Below are 15,465 nucleotides of genomic sequence, written 5' to 3'. Positions count from 1 at the left end.
GCGATCGGCCTGACTAGGGCGCCACGGCCCGCTTGACGCCGAGCGCCAGCGGCCGTGGCAAGTGGCGCAGCGAGCGCAGCAGATAGGGCAACAGGCGCAGCTTCAGACCGCTGACCGAGCGCGGCACCACGGCTTCGATCAGGTGCGGGCCCGGTGTGGCCAAGGCGTGTTCGAGGGCAACCAGAAATTCCTCGGTGCTGCTGGCCCGGCGCGAGGGCACGCCCATGCCTTGCCCCAGCGCCACGAAGTCCAGCGCCGGCTGGCTCAGGTCGAACTGCTGCTGCGCGACGCTGCCGCCGGCCTCGGCGCCGACGCGCTGCAGCTCCATGTTCAAAATCGCATAGCTGCGGTTGTTGAAAACGATGTTGATCACATGCAGTTGCTCGCGCGCCATGGTCCAGAGCGCTTGCAGGGTGTACATGGCTGAGCCGTCGCCGTGGAGCGCAATCACCGGCCGGTCCGGGCAGGCCAGCGCCGCCCCCACGGCGCATGGCAGGCCCTGCCCGATCGCGCCGCCGGTGAGGGTCAGCAGGTCGTGCGCCGGCGCCCCAGCGGTGTAGAGCGGCAGCAGCAGACCGGAGGTTTGCGCTTCATCGACGACGATGGCGCGCTCGGGCAGCAGGTGCCCAAGCGCTTTGCAGACCTTGTCGGCGTTGAACTTGCCGCTCGGGCGCGTGGGGCGCTGGACTGGCTGCAAGGCGGGCGTGGCTTGCGCCGCGCCTGCGGTGTGCACCAGTTGCTCTAGGCTGGCAGCCACGTCTTGCTCGGCGCTGCACAGGGTGTGCACGGTGCAACCATCAGGCACCAAGCGGCTGGCTTGACCGGGGTAGGCAAAGAACGAGACAGGCTCTTTGGCGTCGATCAGGATCAAATGCGCGAGCCCGCGCAATTGCACCGAGGCCAGTTCGGCCAAGTAGGCGATGCGCTCGATTGCGGGCAGGCCGGCCCCGCGCTGCAGGCGGGTTGGGAAGGTTTCGGCAAACAGCTCCACCCCGGCGTGTGCGGCCAAGCGCGCCGCCGCCAGCAGGGCCGGCTGGCGCAGTGCGCGCCCACCCAGCAGCAGCGCCTTGCGCCCCGGGCCTTGCAGCACGCGGGCCAAGCGCTCGAGGCTGGCGGTGCTGGCCAAAGGTGGCGCGGCAGCCAAGGCCAAGGCTTGCGGCTGCGCGCCCTCGCTCCACGACACATCGGCGGGCAGGATCAGGGTGGCCACGGCACCCGGCGGGCCGATGCAGGCGGCCAGCGCCTCGGTGGCGTCGTGGCACAGCGCTTGGGTGCTGGCCGAGGTGCGCACCCAAGCCGAGGCGTTGCGCGCCACGGTTTCGATGTCCGACTGCAAGGGCGCGTCGTGCTGCACGTGGCTGCGGGCGTGGTCGCCGACGATGTTGAGCAGCGGCACCCGCGCCTTGCGGGCGTTGTGCAGGTTGGCCAGCCCGTTGCCCAAACCGCAACCCAGATGCAGCAAGGTGGCGGCGGGTTTGTCGGCCATGCGCGCGTAACCGTCGGCGGCCCCGGTGGCCACGCCCTCAAACAAGGTGAGCACGGCGCGCATCTGCGGTGTGCGGTCGAGCGCGGCGACGAAGTGCATCTCCGAGGTGCCGGGGTTGGTGAAACAGGTGTCGATCCCGGCATCGACCAGGGATTTGAGCAAGGCTTGGGCACCGTTCATGGCGTGGCTTCTTGGTTGATGTGGCGCGCCGCGGCACGCGCCGTCAGGATGCAGGCGGGCAAAAAGGTGCCCTCGAGCGAGCGTTTGCCACAGGCCCCGCCGCCACCGAATCCGGCCACCTCGCCCACGGCGTACAGTCCGGGCAGCGGCTGGCCGTGCGCGTCCAGCACCCGGCTGTGCAAGTCGGTCTGCAAGCCGCCCAGGCTTTTGCGGCTGATGAGCCGCAACTGGATCGCGATGTAGGGCCCGGCCCCGCGCTGGCTCAAGGGGGCGGGCGCACAGGTGCGCAGCCGATCGGGCCCCCAAAGGCGGGCGTGCAGAATGCGGCGGATCTGCTCGTCGTTGCAGTGCGCCAGCCCGGCGCTGAACTGGGCGTCGTAGGCGGCGACGGTGGCTTCTAGGGTGCCGGGGGCCAGATCTGGGTTGCCGGCCAGCGCGTTCATGCGCTGCGCCAGCTCGGGCAGCGTGTCGGCGGCGATGAAATGCGGGCTTTCGGCCAGCATCTGGCGCACCAGCCGGTGGTTGCCGAGCAGGGTTTCGCGCAGAAACGCCAGCCAGCGCCGCTCGCGGATCTGCAGGTTGTGTTCGGCGCCCGAAATCGCCAGCTCCTTGGCGGCGATGCGCCAGTTGAGCAACTGCCACGTGTAGCCGCGCGGCTGCGCCGCCACCCGCTGGCACAGGTCGTGGGTGTCAAACCCCGTGACCAAGGGTTGTGGCCCGATGCGCCGCCCAGAGCTGTCGAGCCAGAGCGCCGATTTGCACGGAATGAGCGAGAGCCCGTGGCCGGCAAAATGCGGTTGCGGGTGCGGCACCCCGGCGGCGTAGTTCCACATCCGCTCGGCGTGCGTGACTAGGCCACCCAAGGCCTGCACGCGCTCATGCAGCGCGCCGTCGGCATAGGGGTGGGCGCCGTTGAGCAGTTCGCTCGGTGCAGCCGCGCCCGTGGCAGCCGTGGGCCAGTGGCGGCGCACCTGCTCCAGGCTGCCGTTGATGCCGCCGGTGGCGAGCACCACCTGATCGGCCTCGAAAAACTGCTCGGCGCCGCTGTTTTCGTCGATGGCGAGGGCGCCGTTGATGCGGCCCGCCTGCTGCGTGAGTTCGGTGACGCGCTGCCGGTGCAGCAACTGCAGCCGTGCCGCGCCACTGCTGCGCCCGGCGTGCTGCAAGGCGGCGATCACGGTTTGCGTCAGGTGCGCGGCGGTGCCCCACAGCACGTGGTAACGCGGCAGGCTGTTGCCCTCGCCGTACTGGCCGCGCTCGACCCAGTTGACAGCGGGCAGAAAGCGCAGGCCCTGCCCGAGCAACCACTCATAGACCTCGGGCGTGCTGCGCTGCACGTAGTGTTCGGCCCAGCGCCGCGGCCACAGCTCGTTGGCATCGAGCTCGCCAAAGCGCAGCCAGTCTTGCAGCGCGCGCTCGGGGCTGTCGGGGATGCGCTGGCGCCGCTGCAGCGGGGTATCGACCAGGCACATGCCGCCAAAAGCCCAACGCGCCAGGCCGCCCAGGCGCTGCGGGGTGTCGCGGTCGAGCAGCGTGACGCTGCGGCCAGCGCGCAGGCACTCCAAGGCCGTGACCAAACCGGCCAACCCGGCGCCGACGATCAAGATTTGGCTGCGTGGCTGGCTGGGCATGGTGGGGCTGCAGGCTGGGTGGCTGGGTGGCTGGAGTTCAGATCTCTTCGATGCGCAGGGGCGGGTAGCTGTCCCAGCTCTGGCAGCCGGGGCAATGCCAGAAATACTGGCGCGCCTCAAAGCCGCAGCCGGCGCAGCGGTAGCGCTTGAGTGGCTCGCAGGCGCGTTCGAGCGCGGGCTTGACGAGCTTTTGTTCTGCAGGCGATCCCCAGTGCGCGCCCCCCAGCCACAGGCTGGCGGCCACCAGCGAGGGTTCGCGGCGCAGGTGTTCGAGGTAGAGGGCGCGCGCGGCTTGTGCATCGTCCTCGAGGCTGACCAGGGCTTGGGTGACGTCGAGCGAGGCGGCGTGCTGCTCGCTCCACTGCTGCAGCAGGGCGCGCACGGCTTGCGTGTGCCCCAGGCGCTTGCCCCACAGCGCCAGGTTGTGCGCCACCAGCGGCAGATGCCCCGGCGCATGCTGCACCATGCCCTGCAGGGCCGCCCAGGCCCCTTCGGTTTGCTGCAGGCTGTGGCGCAGATCGGCCAACTGCACCCATGCCCGCGCCGATTCGGGGATGCGCTGCACCAGTTGCTCGAGCAGCACCAGCGCCTCGGTGGTGTGCTGCTGCTGGCGCAAGGTGGCGGCTTGCTCGCAGCGGTAATGCGCCAGCCGCAATTGAAAGCTGCCGCGACCGGCGTCTTCCAGCAGCTCGGCCATGGCAGCGGCCTGCTCCCAGTCGCGCGTGCGCTCGTAGATCGCCAGCCGCGCCAGCCGGGCGTCGGTCTGCAGCGGCGTGCCTTCGAGCCGCAACAGCGCCGCCTCGGCCCGGTCGAGCAAGCCCGCCTTCAGAAAATCCTGAGCCAGCGCATGGCGCGCGCGTGCGCTCTCGTGCGCCGACAGATCGGCACGCGCCAGCAGGTGTTCGTGTACCCGCACGGCGCGGTCGTAGTCGCCGCGGCGGCGAAACAGATTGCCGAGCGCAAAATGCAGCTCGGAGGTGTCGGGGTCGTTTTGCACGGCCTCGATGAAGGCATCGATGGCTTGATCGTGCTGCTCGTTGAGCAGGTGGTTCAGACCACGAAAGTAGGCCTTGGGTGCGCGCCGGTTTTCCAGCCGCATCTGGCGCAAGTCGAAGCGCGACGCCAGCCAGCCCAGCGCAAACGCCGCCGGCAGGCCCCAGAGCAGGCTGATCAGGTCAAATTCCATGGGGGGGCAGTTCGCCGCCGCTGGCTTTGGTTTCGGCTTGGTTGGCCGGTGGCGCCGCTGCCGCCCGCGCGGCGCGGCGCGCCCGCAGCCACAGCGGGGTCATGACCGCCACACCCAATGCCAGCCCCAGCACCAGGGCGGCCAAGACCACCAGCACCAGCGGGGCGTCCCAATAGGCGCCAAAAAACCAATGCACGCGCACGGCGCCTTGGTTGTTGAGCGCGAACGCAAAGACGACAAAAAAAAGGGCTGCCTTGAGCAGCCACGAGAGGTAATTCACGCTTGCCCCCAGTGGTGAGCAAGATTGTAACGGGCCGACCAGCCCGTCACACCTGCACCCTCTGCGCTAGTGTGGTGTTGCGCGCTTGAGGGGACAAATAAAACCGATGGATTTTTGGCCCTGCTTAGGCGCAAACCACAGCCATAGTGCCACTATGGCGCGGATTTGCAACGACAGCAGGGACGAAAAGGCGCGGTTTTATGTTCCAGATAGCGCGCAACGCCACACTAGGGCTGGGTTTTATGTGGCAGGGGTGCCGCCCCCGGCATCGACCTGCTCGCGCAGGGCCTTGCCGGGTTTGAAATGCGGCACGCGCTTGGCCTCGATGGCCACGCTCTCGCCACTGCGCGGGTTGCGCCCGATGCGCGCCGCGCGCTCGCTGAGCGTGAAGCTGCCAAAACCGCGCACTTCCACGCGCTGCCCCTGGGCCAAGGCTTGCGCGATGGCCGACAGGATGGTTTTGACGGCCAATTCGGCGTCGCGCTGACCCAACTGAGCAAAGCGCTCGGCCAAGGCTTGCACCAAATCGCTGCGCGTCATGGCCGCATCAACCGTTGTTGTCGAGTTTGGCGCGCAACAAGGCCCCCAGGCTGGTGGTGCCGGCGTTGCCCGCGTTTTGCTGGCTCAGGTTGGCCATGGCCTCTTGCTGCTCGGCCATGTCCTTGGCCTTGATCGAGAGCTGGATGTTGCGCGTCTTGCGGTCCACGTTGACCACCACGGCCGTGATTTCGTCGCCCTCTTTGAGCACGTTGCGCGCGTCTTCGACCCGGTCGCGGGCGATTTCAGAGGCCCGCAGGTAGCCGACCACGTCGGAGCCCAGATCGATCTCGGCCCCTTTGGCGTCCACGCTCCTGACCTTGCCGACCACGGTCGCGCCCTTGTCGTTCATCGACACAAAGGTGGTGAACGGATCGCCGTCGAGCTGCTTGATGCCCAGGCTGATGCGCTCGCGCTCGACATCGACGCCCAACACGATCGCCTCGACTTCCTGGCCCTTCTTGAAGTTGCGCACTGCGGTTTCGCCGGGTTCGTTCCACGACAGGTCGGACAGGTGCACCAGGCCGTCGATGCCGGCCGCGAGGCCGACGAACACGCCAAAGTCGGTGATCGAGCGGATCGGGCCCTTGACGCGGTCGCCGCGCTTGGTGGCTTCGGCAAACTCGTGCCACGGGTTGGCGCGGCACTGCTTCATGCCCAGCGAGATGCGGCGCTTGTCTTCGTCGATCTCGAGCACCATGACCTCGACCTCGTCGCCCAGCGCCACCAGCTTGTTGGGGGCGATGTTCTTGTTGGTCCAGTCCATTTCGGAGACGTGCACCAGCCCTTCGATGCCGGGCTCGAGCTCGACGAAGGCACCGTAGTCGGCGATGTTGGTGATCTTGCCGAACATGCGCGTGCTGGCCGGGTAGCGGCGCGCCACGCCCATCCAGGGGTCGTCGCCCATTTGCTTCAGGCCCAGGCTGACGCGCTGTTTTTCGGCGTCGAACTTGAGCACCTTGGCCGTGACTTCCTGGCCCGGCTGCACCACCTCGGACGGATGGCGCACGCGGCGCCAGGCCATGTCGGTGATGTGCAGCAGGCCGTCGATGCCACCCAGATCGACGAAGGCGCCGTATTCGGTGATGTTCTTCACCACGCCGTGCACGATCGCGCCTTCGCGCAGGGTTTCGAGCAGCTTGGCGCGCTCTTCGCCCATCGAGGCTTCGACCACGGCGCGGCGCGACAGCACGACGTTGTTGCGCTTGCGGTCGAGCTTGATGACCTTGAACTCGAGCGTCTTGTTCTCGTAGGGGGTGAGGTCCTTGGTCGGGCGGCTGTCGACCAGCGAACCGGGCAGGAAGGCGCTGATGCCGTTGACCATGACCTTGAGGCCGCCCTTGATCTTGATGCTGGTGGTGCCGGTGACGAAGTCGCCCGATTCGAGCGCGCGCTCGAGCGCCATCCACGACGCCAGGCGCTTGGCCTTGTCGCGGCTCAGGATGGTGTCGCCGTAGCCGTTTTCGACCGCTTCCACGGCCACCGAGACGAAGTCGCCGGCCTGGACTTCGAGTTCGCCCTGATCGTTCTTGAATTCGGCGATGGGCACGTAGGCTTCGGATTTGAGGCCGGCGTTGACCACGACGTGGTTGTGCTCGATGCGCACGACTTCGGCGGTGATGACCTCACCCTGGCGCATTTCGGCGCGCTTGAGCGATTCTTCAAAAAGGGCGGAAAAGGATTCAGACATGGGGCTTCCTGGGCCGCGTGCGCCTCGCGAGGGAACCATTACAAGGCATGCGGCGGATACAAAAACGCAGGGCCAGCGGGCGCTGCGGGTTTCATGGTTGTGAACCCTCGGGCCTGCGGCTGTCAGAGGCAGCCGGCGGGGCCGTTGGGGCCTGAGTTGCACGCCTGCCACCAGTCGAGCACCTGCTGCACCGATTGCTCGATGCGCTGCTCGGAGTTGTCCAGTAGGCGGGCTTCCTCGGCTGGCTTCAAAGGCGCGGCGCTGCGCGAGCGATCGCGCTCATCGCGCGCCTGAAGGTCAGCCAAAAGGTCTGCCATTGTAGCAGGGATGCCTTGCGCCATCAGTTGCTGCTGCCGCCGCTGGGCGCGCTGCTCGGCGCTGGCGGTGAGGTAGACCTTGAGCGCGGCGTCGGGAAAGACCACCGTGCCCATGTCGCGCCCGTCGGCCACCAGGCCGGGCAGGCGCCTGAAGCTGCGCTGCAGCTCCAGCAGCGCCGCGCGCACCTCGGGCAGCGCGGCCACGCGCGAGGCCGCCATGCCGGCGGCTTCGCTGCGCAGGGCAGCGCTCACTTCCTCGTCCCCCAGCCACACTTGCTGGCCCTCGAAGCGCAGCGGCAGGTCGCGCGCCAGCTGGCCCAGCGCCGCAGCGCCGCCCGGCTGCTGCAAGGCCGGCGTGCGGGTGTCGATGCCGGCGCGCGCGGCCGCCAGGCCCAGCAGCCGGTACAGCAGGCCGGAATCGAGCCGGTGGTAGCCCAGGCGCTGCGCCAGCTCGGTGGCCAGCGTGCCCTTGCCCGAGGCCGTGGGCCCGTCGATGCACAGCACCGGGATGTGGGCCGCGTCGGTTTGGCAGACCGCGAACAGGGTCTCGAAAAAATCGGGGAAGGTCTTGGCGACGCACTTCGGGTCTTCGATCCGCACCTTGAGGCGCGCCGGGTTGAAGGCCGCCAGGGCAAAGCACATCGCCACCCGGTGGTCGTCGTAGGTGTGGATGCTGGCGCGGCGCCAGCCGCTGCCGTCGGCGGGCAGGGGCTCGATGCGCAGACAGTCGGCGCCCTCCTCGACCTGGGCCCCGAGCTTGCGCAGCTCGCAGGCCATGGCGGCCAGGCGGTCGGTCTCTTTGACGCGCCAGCTGGCGATGTTGCGCAGCACGCTCGGGCCGTCGGCGTACAGCGCCAGCACGGCCAGCGTCATGGCGGCGTCGGGGATGTGGTTGCAGTCGAGGTCGATGGCGCGCAGCGGCCAGCGCCCGCGGCGCACGCACAGCGCGTTGGGCTGGCCCGCGACTTCGGCGCCCATGGCGCGCACGGCATCGACGAAGCGGATGTCGCCCTGAATCGAATCCAGCCCCACGCCCTCGATGCGCAAGCCCTCGCTGCCCGGGCTGGGCGGCGCGATGGCCCCGAGCGCCAGAAAGTAGCTCGCCGACGAGGCATCGGCCTCGACGTGCAGCGCGCCGGGCGAGCGGTACTGGCTGCCCGCCGGGATGACAAAGCGCTGCCAGCCCTCGCGCTGCACCTGCACGCCAAAGCGCGCCAGCATGGCCAGTGTGATGTCGATGTAGGGCTTGGAGATCAGCTCGCCCTGCACCTCGATCACCATCGACTGCCGAGCGCTCACCAGCGGCAGCGCCAGCAGCAAGGCGGTGAGGAACTGGCTCGAGACGTCGCCGCGCACCCGAATGGCCTCGCCCAGCCGCAGCGCATGCCGCGCGCCGTCGCCCACGCGCAGCGGTGGGTAGCCCTGCTGGCCCAGACACTGCACCGGGCAGCCGAGCTGGCGCAGCGCGTCGAGCAAATCGCCGATGGGACGCTCGTGCATGCGCGCCACGCCGGCAAGATCGAACTGCGCGCCCTGGGTGGCCGCCAGCAGCGCCAGCGCCGCTGTCAGCGGCCGCATGGCGGTGCCGGCGTTGCCCAGAAACAGTTGCGCCTGGCGCTGCACCAGCTGGCCGCCCAGCCCGTGCACTTGCAGCGTCTGCGCGCCCGTGGCGTCGATGCGGCAGCCCAGGGCGCGCAGGGCCGCCAGCATGACTTGCGTGTCGTCGGATTCGAGCACCTCGTGCAGCGTGGTGCAGCCGGCGCTGAGCGCGGCCAGCAGCAGCACGCGGTTGGAGATGCTCTTGGAGCCCGGCAGCCGCACCCGGCCAGCGGCGCTCATCAGGGGGGGCAAGTCGAGAAAGGCGGTCTGGTACATGGTGAACGATGGGCTGCGGTGCGGTGGCTGCCTGCGCTGGCGACGCCCTAGGGCCGATGCGCGGGCTCTGTGCCTGGGGCGGCGGGTGGTGTGCAGCCTGACGCCGGCTGCCACTGGCTGCGCAACGCGCTGGCGTGCGCGATCAGCTTTTGCAGGGCGCTGCCGTCGCTGTGCTGCATGGCCGCCTCGAGCGCGTCGAGCGCGGCCCGAAACTGGCGCGACTGCGCCAGCACCTCGGCCGCGTTGGCCTGCAAAATGTCGCGCCAGACCACCGGGTCGCTGGCGGCGATGCGGCTGAAATCCCTGAACCCAGGGCCGGCCAGCTCCAGCCACTGCCGTCCGGCGCGCTGCTGCCCGAGCGCATTGACGGCCGCAAAAGCCAGCAGGTGCGGCAAGTGGCTCACGGCGGCGTAGGCGGCGTCGTGGTCTTGGGCGTCCATCAGGCGCACCTGCGCCCCCAGCGCCTGCCAGAGCTGCTGCGCGCGCGCGCTCTGCTGCGCTGCGGTTTCGGGCAGCGGCGTCAGGATCACTTGGCAGCCCCGGTACAGCTCGGCGTCGGCGTGCTCGATCCCGGCCACCTCCTTGCCGGCGATCGGGTGCGCGGGCACGAACTGCGGCAAATGCGTGCCCAGGGTGCGCCGGGCCGCCGCCACCACGTCGGCCTTGGTCGAGCCCACGTCCATGAGCAGCGCCTGCGCCCCGAGCAGGTGGCGAATGGCCTTGAAGGTGTCTTCGGTGGCCGCCACCGGCAGCGCCAGCAGCACCAGGTCGGCCCCCGAGACCGCCAGCAGCGCCGACGGCGCTTCGACGTCGATCACACCCAGCGCCCGCGCCCGGCTCAGGGTGAGGGGCGATTTGCTGTAGCCGACCACGCGCCGCACCAGGCCGGCGCGCTTGAGCGCCAGCGCAAAGGAGCCGCCCATGAGGCCGCAGCCGATCAGACCGAGTTGTTCGAACATCGCCACCGCCCCCTTCAATCGGCCACCGGGTAGGCCCCGAGCAGTTGGTAAAAGGCACACAAGCCCTGCAACTGCTGCAAGGCCGCAGCCACGTTCGGCTGCGTAGGGTGGCCGGCGAGGTCGATGTAGAAGTAATACTCCCACTGGCCCGATTTGGCCGGGCGCGATTCGAAGCGCGTCATCGACACACCGTGCTGCTTGAGCGGCACCAGCAGATCGTGCACGGCACCGGGGCGGTTGGGCACCGACAGCACCAGGCTGGTGCAGTCGCGCCCTGAAGGCGGTGGCATGGCCATGGTCTGCGGCAGGCAGATCACGGCAAAACGGGTGCGGTTGTAGGCTTCGTCTTGCACCGCGTGCGCCACGATGTGCAGGCCAAACTGGGCCGCGGCGCGCTCGCTGGCCAGCGCCGCCCAAGCCGGGTTGGCGGCCGCCAGCCGCGCGCCCTCGGCGTTGCTCTCGACCGCGCGCCGCTCGGCCTGCGGCAGGTGCCGCGTCAGCCATTGTTGGCACTGCGCCAGCGCCTGCGGGTGCGCCAGCACGGCCTCGATGCCCTCGAGCGCGTTGCACTGGCGCAGCAGGTTGTGGCGGATCAGCAGGCTGACCTCGCCCACCACGTGCACCGGCGAGCGCAAAAACAAGTCGAGCGAGCGCGTGACCACGCCTTCGGTGCTGTTTTCGATCGCCACCACGCCAAACTGCGCCGTGCCGGCGGCGGTGGCGTGAAAGACTTCGTCGAAGCTGCTGCAAAAAATCAGGTTGGCGGCGCTGCCAAAATACTCCACCGCCGCCTGCTCGCTGAAGGTGCCCGCCGGCCCCAGCACCGCCACCCGCTGCGGTGCCTCCAACGCCAGGCAGGCCGACATGATCTCGCGCCAGATCGCGCCCACGTGCTGGTTTAGCAGCGGGCCGGGGTTGCGCGCCTGCAGGCGCTCGATCACCTGCGCGACCCGGTCCGGGCGGAAAAAAGGCGAGCCCTCGGCGCGCTTGATCGCCCCCACCTGCTCGGCCACGCGCGCGCGCTGGTTCAAGAGCGCCAACAGCTGGGCGTCGAGCGTGTCGATCTGCAGCCGCAGGTCGGCCAGCGCTGGGGTTTGCACGACCGGGTTTTCAGCGACCGGGCTTGGCAGACCTGCCGGGCCAGCAACAGGCGCGGCGGCTGTTGGATCGGCTGGCCCTGAAGCAGCCGCGCTCGAAGAGGCAGGGTGAGGCAGGCTCATGGGGTGTGGTCTGCGGTGGGGTTTATGACTGGCGCTCAAACTCGCGCAGCCACTCCACCAGCGCTTGCACGCCTGCCAGCGGCATGGCGTTGTAGAGGCTGGCGCGCATGCCGCCCACCATTTTGTGGCCCTTGAGCTGCAGCAGCCCGCGCTCGGCCGCTCCGGCCAAAAAGGCGGCGTTGCGCGACTCGTCGCGCAAGAAAAACGGCACGTTCATGCGCGAGCGGCAGGCCGGATCGACCCGGTTCAGGTACAGCTGCGAGCCGTCGATGCAGTCGTAGAGCAACTGCGCCTTGGCGATGTTGCGCGCCTCCACGGCGGCCAGCCCGGTCAACTCGCCCTCGCGCTGCGCCTTGATCCACTGCAGCGTCAGGCCGGCGATGTAGATGGCGTAGGTCGGCGGGGTGTTGAGCATCGACTGGTTGGCAGCCTGCAGCCGGTAGTCGAACACGCTTGGGCAAATCGGCAGCGCGTGGCCCAGCAGATCTTCGCGCAGCACCACCAGCGTCAGGCCAGCCGGGCCGATGTTTTTTTGCGCCCCGCCGTAGGCCAGCGCCACCCGGCTCCAGTCCAGCGAGCGCGACAGCACGTGCGAAGAAAAATCGATCGCCAGCGGCGCCTCGCTGCCCAAGGCGTGCAAGTCGGGAAGCTGGTGAAACTCGACCCCGTGCACGGTCTCGTTGCTGCACAGGTGCACGTAGCTGGCCTGTGGGCGCAGCCGCCAAGTGGCGGGGTTGGGGATATGGGTGTAGCCGTCCGCCTTGGCCACCACCTGCGCGTCGCCGTATTTCAGCGCTTCCTCGGCCGACTTCTGGCTCCAGCTGCCGGTGACCACGTAATCCATCTGCCGCTGCGGCTTGAGCGCGGCCAGATTGAGCGGCAGCACCGCGTTTTGCGCCTGCGCCCCGCCCTGCAAAAACAGCACGCGGTAGTGGGGCGGAATGGCCAACAACTCGCGCAGATCGGCCTCGCATTGCTCGATGATGAGGCCGTAGTCGCGGCCGCGGTGGCTCATCTCCATCACGCTCATGCCGCTGCCGCGCCAGTCGAGCATTTCGGCGGCGGCCTGTTGCAGCACCGATTCGGGCAGCGTGGCCGGGCCGGGGGAAAAGTTGTAGGGGCGGCTCATGGGCAATGGGGGCTAGAGGGTGGGCGCTGCGGCTCAAGCGCTGGGGTTGGTGCTGGGGTCGGCGTCGGGATCGGTGGCATCCGGGCTGGCGTCGGGGCTGGCGTCTGGATCGGCGGCCGGTTCGGTGGCGGCGTCGTTTTCCACCACGCGCTGCAAGCCGCTGAGCTTGGCGCCGGCGTCGGTGGCGATCAGCGTCACGCCTTGGGTGGCGCGGCCCATTTCGCGGATTTCGGCCACCCGGGTGCGCACCAGCACGCCGCTGTCGGTGATGAGCATGATCTCATCGTCGGGGTGCACCAGCGTCGCTGCCACCACGCGGCCGTTGCGCTCGCTTTGCTGGATGGCGATCATGCCCTTGGTGCCGCGGCCATGGCGCGTGTATTCGCTGATCGCGGTGCGCTTGCCGTAGCCGTTTTCGGTCGCGCACAGCACGCTGGCGCGCGCCGCCGGGGTGGTGGCGCTGGCTTGCGCGCCGCCCGCTTCGTCGGGTGCCTCGGCCACCAGCATGGCGATCACGCGCTGGCCTTCTTCGAGCATCATGCCGCGCACCCCGCGGGCGTTGCGGCCCATCGGGCGCACGTCGTTTTCGTCGAAGCGCACCGCCTTGCCGCCGTCCGAGAACAGCATCACGTCGTGGCGGCCGTCGGTGAGCGCAGCGCCGATCAGGAAGTCGCCCTCGTCCAGATCGACGGCGATGATGCCGGCCTTGCGCGGGTTGGAAAACTCATCCAGCGCCGTCTTTTTCACCGTCCCCATGGCGGTGGCCATGAACACGTATTGATCGGCCGGGAAGCGCCGGTGGGCCCCGGTGAGCGCCAGCGCGACGTTGATCTTTTCGCCCTCGGCCAGCGGGAACATGTTGACGATCGGGCGCCCGCGGGCGCCGCGCGAACCCGAGGGCACCTCCCAGACCTTGAGCCAGTACAGGCGGCCGCGGTTGGAAAAGCACAAAATCCAGTCGTGCGTGTTGGCAATGAACAGCTGGTCGATCCAGTCGTCCTCTTTGGTGGCGGTGGCCAGCTTGCCGCGCCCGCCGCGCTTTTGCGCCCGGTACTCGTTCAGCGGCTGGCTCTTGATGTAGCCGCCGTGGCTGAGCGTGACCACCATGTCGGTCGGGGTGATCAGGTCTTCGGTTGACAGGTCGTGGGCGCTGTGCTCGATGGTGCTGCGGCGCGCGCCCAGCTTGGTCTGGCCAAACTCGGCCTTGATCGCGTCCAGCTCCTCGCCGATGATCACCGACACGCGCTGCGGCGTGGCCAGAATGTGCAGCAAATCGTCGATCTCGGCCATCACGGCGCGGTACTCGGCCACGATCTTGTCTTGCTCGAGCCCAGTCAGGCGCTGCAGGCGCATCTGCAAAATCTCTTGCGCCTGGGTCTCGGAGAGCCGGTACAGGCCATCGGGCTGCATGCCCAAGTCGCGCTCGAGCGCGTCCGGGCGGTAGTCGTCGGCGTTGACGCGGCTGCCGTCGGCGTGCGTGCGCGTGAGCATCTGGCGCACCAGCGCGCTGTCCCAGCGCCGCGCCATCAGTTCGGTGCGCGCAATCGGCGGCGTGCTCGACTCGCGGATGATGCGGATGAACTCGTCGATATTGGCCAGCGCCACCGCCAGCCCCTCGAGCACATGGCCGCGCTCGCGCGCCTTGCGCAGCTTGAACACGGTGCGCCGCGTCACCACCTCGCGCCGGTGCTGCAAAAAGACCTCGATCAACTCCTTGAGGTTGCACAACTTGGGCTGGCCGTCGATCAGGGCCACCATGTTGATGCCAAAGGTGTCCTGCAGCTGGGTCTGCTTGTACAGGTTGTTGAGCACCACCTCGGGCACTTCGCCGCGCTTGAGCTCGATCACCAGCCGCATGCCGGACTTGTCGCTCTCGTCCTGGATGTGGCTGATGCCCTCGATCTTTTTCTCGTTCACCAGCTCGGCCATGCGCTCTTGCAGCGTCTTCTTGTTGACCTGATACGGCAGTTCATCGACCACGATGGCCTGGCGCTGGCCGCGGTCGATGTCCTCGAAGTGGCATTTGGCGCGCATCACCAGCCGCCCGCGACCGGTGCGGTAGCCCTCGCGCACGCCGTGCACGCCGTAGATGATGCCGGCGGTGGGGAAATCGGGCGCCGGGATGATCTCCATCAGGTCATCGACGCTGGCCTCGGGGTGGCGCAGCAGGTGCAGACAGGCATCGACGACTTCGTTCAGGTTGTGCGGCGGGATGTTGGTCGCCATGCCCACGGCGATGCCGGTCGAGCCATTGACCAGCAGATTGGGCAGCCGCGCCGGCAGCACCAGCGGCTCTTTTTCGCTGCCGTCGTAGTTGGGGCCAAAGTTCACCGTCTCCTGGTCGATGTCGGCCAGCATCTCGTGCGCGATCTTGGACAGGCGAATTTCGGTGTAACGCATGGCGGCGGCGTTGTCGCCATCGACCGAACCGAAGTTGCCCTGGCCATCGACCAGCAGATGCCGCAGCGAAAAGTCCTGGGCCATGCGCACGATCGTGTCATAGACCGCGCTGTCGCCGTGCGGGTGGTACTTACCGATCACGTCACCGACGATGCGCGCCGATTTTTTGTAGGGCCGGTTCCAGTCGTTGCCCAGCTCGTGCATGGCAAACAGCACGCGCCGGTGCACCGGTTTCAGGCCGTCGCGCGCATCGGGCAGCGCCCGGCCCACGATCACGCTCATGGCGTAGTCGAGGTAGCTGCGCCGCATCTCCTCTTCGAGGCTGATGGGCAGGGTTTCTTTGGCAAACGAAGTCATGGCGCGGCAAGGTTGGCAACGGGAAGGCAATCCGCGATTTTAGGCGCTGGCGCTGGCGGCTCGGAAACCTCGCGCATACGCCCAAGATCGGCCCTTGCCGCCCCTGGAGCCTAGTAAAAACCCTGATCATGTTGCTGCCCTGCAACATTGGCGACTCCTGCGGCGGCTTCGTGGTGCCGGTCTGGCGCACAATCAGAAGCGCCATGCAATTTGCTTGT

11 protein-coding genes are annotated in these 15,465 nt (G+C 68.4%); all 11 read right to left on the bottom strand.

Features of this window, described 5'->3' with window-relative positions:
* Positions 1 to 13 precede the first annotated feature (13 nt).
* Positions 14 to 1,666, bottom strand: a complete 1,653-nt coding sequence (locus AAAZ40_RS06925) for an acetolactate synthase large subunit (protein ID WP_476659677.1) — start codon at positions 1,664 to 1,666, stop codon at positions 14 to 16.
* Positions 1,663 to 3,297: an FAD-dependent oxidoreductase gene (locus AAAZ40_RS06920; protein WP_476659676.1), complete on the bottom strand. Its 1,635-nt coding sequence runs from the start codon at positions 3,295 to 3,297 to the stop codon at positions 1,663 to 1,665. The genes AAAZ40_RS06925 and AAAZ40_RS06920 overlap by 4 nt, the downstream gene beginning before the upstream one ends.
* Positions 3,298 to 3,334: 37 nt before the next feature.
* Positions 3,335 to 4,483, bottom strand: coding sequence for a lipopolysaccharide assembly protein LapB (gene lapB, locus AAAZ40_RS06915; RefSeq protein WP_476659675.1), 1,149 nt, complete (start codon positions 4,481 to 4,483; stop codon positions 3,335 to 3,337).
* A complete protein-coding gene (locus AAAZ40_RS06910) occupies positions 4,473 to 4,763 on the bottom strand; it encodes a lipopolysaccharide assembly protein LapA domain-containing protein (RefSeq protein ID WP_476659674.1) in 291 nt (96 codons plus the stop codon). Before AAAZ40_RS06910 ends, lapB begins: the two co-directional genes overlap by 11 nt.
* A gap of 240 nt (positions 4,764 to 5,003) precedes the next feature.
* Entirely contained in the window at positions 5,004 to 5,303 is a 300-nt protein-coding gene (locus AAAZ40_RS06905) for an integration host factor subunit beta (protein WP_476659673.1), read from the bottom strand.
* A 7-nt stretch (positions 5,304 to 5,310) separates the two neighbouring features.
* Positions 5,311 to 6,990, bottom strand: a complete 1,680-nt coding sequence (gene rpsA / locus AAAZ40_RS06900; protein WP_476659672.1) for a 30S ribosomal protein S1 — start codon at positions 6,988 to 6,990, stop codon at positions 5,311 to 5,313.
* Positions 6,991 to 7,112: 122 nt separating this feature from the next.
* Positions 7,113 to 9,182 (bottom strand): bifunctional 3-phosphoshikimate 1-carboxyvinyltransferase/cytidylate kinase, encoded by a 2,070-nt coding sequence (locus tag AAAZ40_RS06895; protein ID WP_476659671.1) that lies wholly within the window; start codon positions 9,180 to 9,182, stop codon positions 7,113 to 7,115.
* 47 nt (positions 9,183 to 9,229) lie between these two features.
* Complete coding sequence (locus tag AAAZ40_RS06890) at positions 9,230 to 10,141, bottom strand: prephenate dehydrogenase (RefSeq protein ID WP_476659670.1); 912 nt, start codon at positions 10,139 to 10,141, stop codon at positions 9,230 to 9,232.
* A gap of 14 nt (positions 10,142 to 10,155) precedes the next feature.
* Positions 10,156 to 11,241, bottom strand: coding sequence for a prephenate dehydratase (pheA, locus tag AAAZ40_RS06885; RefSeq protein ID WP_231851238.1), 1,086 nt, complete (start codon positions 11,239 to 11,241; stop codon positions 10,156 to 10,158).
* A 142-nt stretch (positions 11,242 to 11,383) separates the two neighbouring features.
* A complete protein-coding gene (serC, locus tag AAAZ40_RS06880; RefSeq protein WP_476659669.1) occupies positions 11,384 to 12,490 on the bottom strand; it encodes a 3-phosphoserine/phosphohydroxythreonine transaminase in 1,107 nt (368 codons plus the stop codon).
* A 33-nt stretch (positions 12,491 to 12,523) separates the two neighbouring features.
* Positions 12,524 to 15,247, bottom strand: a complete 2,724-nt coding sequence (gene gyrA, locus AAAZ40_RS06875) for a DNA gyrase subunit A (protein ID WP_476659668.1) — start codon at positions 15,245 to 15,247, stop codon at positions 12,524 to 12,526.
* Positions 15,248 to 15,465 lie beyond the last annotated feature (218 nt).

Source organism: Serpentinimonas sp. SMBJO2, from assembly GCF_056341105.1.
Note: the sequence above shows the minus strand (reverse complement) of the source record. Positions and strands in the feature narration are given on the sequence as shown.

Coding starts and splice junctions, on each gene's coding strand:
- serC (WP_476659669.1), bottom strand. CDS start 12,490: ATGAGCCGCCCCTACAACTTTTCCCCCGGCCCGGCCACGCTGCCCGAA.
- AAAZ40_RS06905 (WP_476659673.1), bottom strand. CDS start 5,303: ATGACGCGCAGCGATTTGGTGCAAGCCTTGGCCGAGCGCTTTGCTCAG.
- rpsA (WP_476659672.1), bottom strand. CDS start 6,990: ATGTCTGAATCCTTTTCCGCCCTTTTTGAAGAATCGCTCAAGCGCGCC.
- AAAZ40_RS06925 (WP_476659677.1), bottom strand. CDS start 1,666: ATGAACGGTGCCCAAGCCTTGCTCAAATCCCTGGTCGATGCCGGGATC.
- AAAZ40_RS06895 (WP_476659671.1), bottom strand. CDS start 9,182: ATGTACCAGACCGCCTTTCTCGACTTGCCCCCCCTGATGAGCGCCGCT.
- gyrA (WP_476659668.1), bottom strand. CDS start 15,247: ATGACTTCGTTTGCCAAAGAAACCCTGCCCATCAGCCTCGAAGAGGAG.
- AAAZ40_RS06890 (WP_476659670.1), bottom strand. CDS start 10,141: ATGTTCGAACAACTCGGTCTGATCGGCTGCGGCCTCATGGGCGGCTCC.
- AAAZ40_RS06920 (WP_476659676.1), bottom strand. CDS start 3,297: ATGCCCAGCCAGCCACGCAGCCAAATCTTGATCGTCGGCGCCGGGTTG.
- lapB (WP_476659675.1), bottom strand. CDS start 4,483: ATGGAATTTGACCTGATCAGCCTGCTCTGGGGCCTGCCGGCGGCGTTT.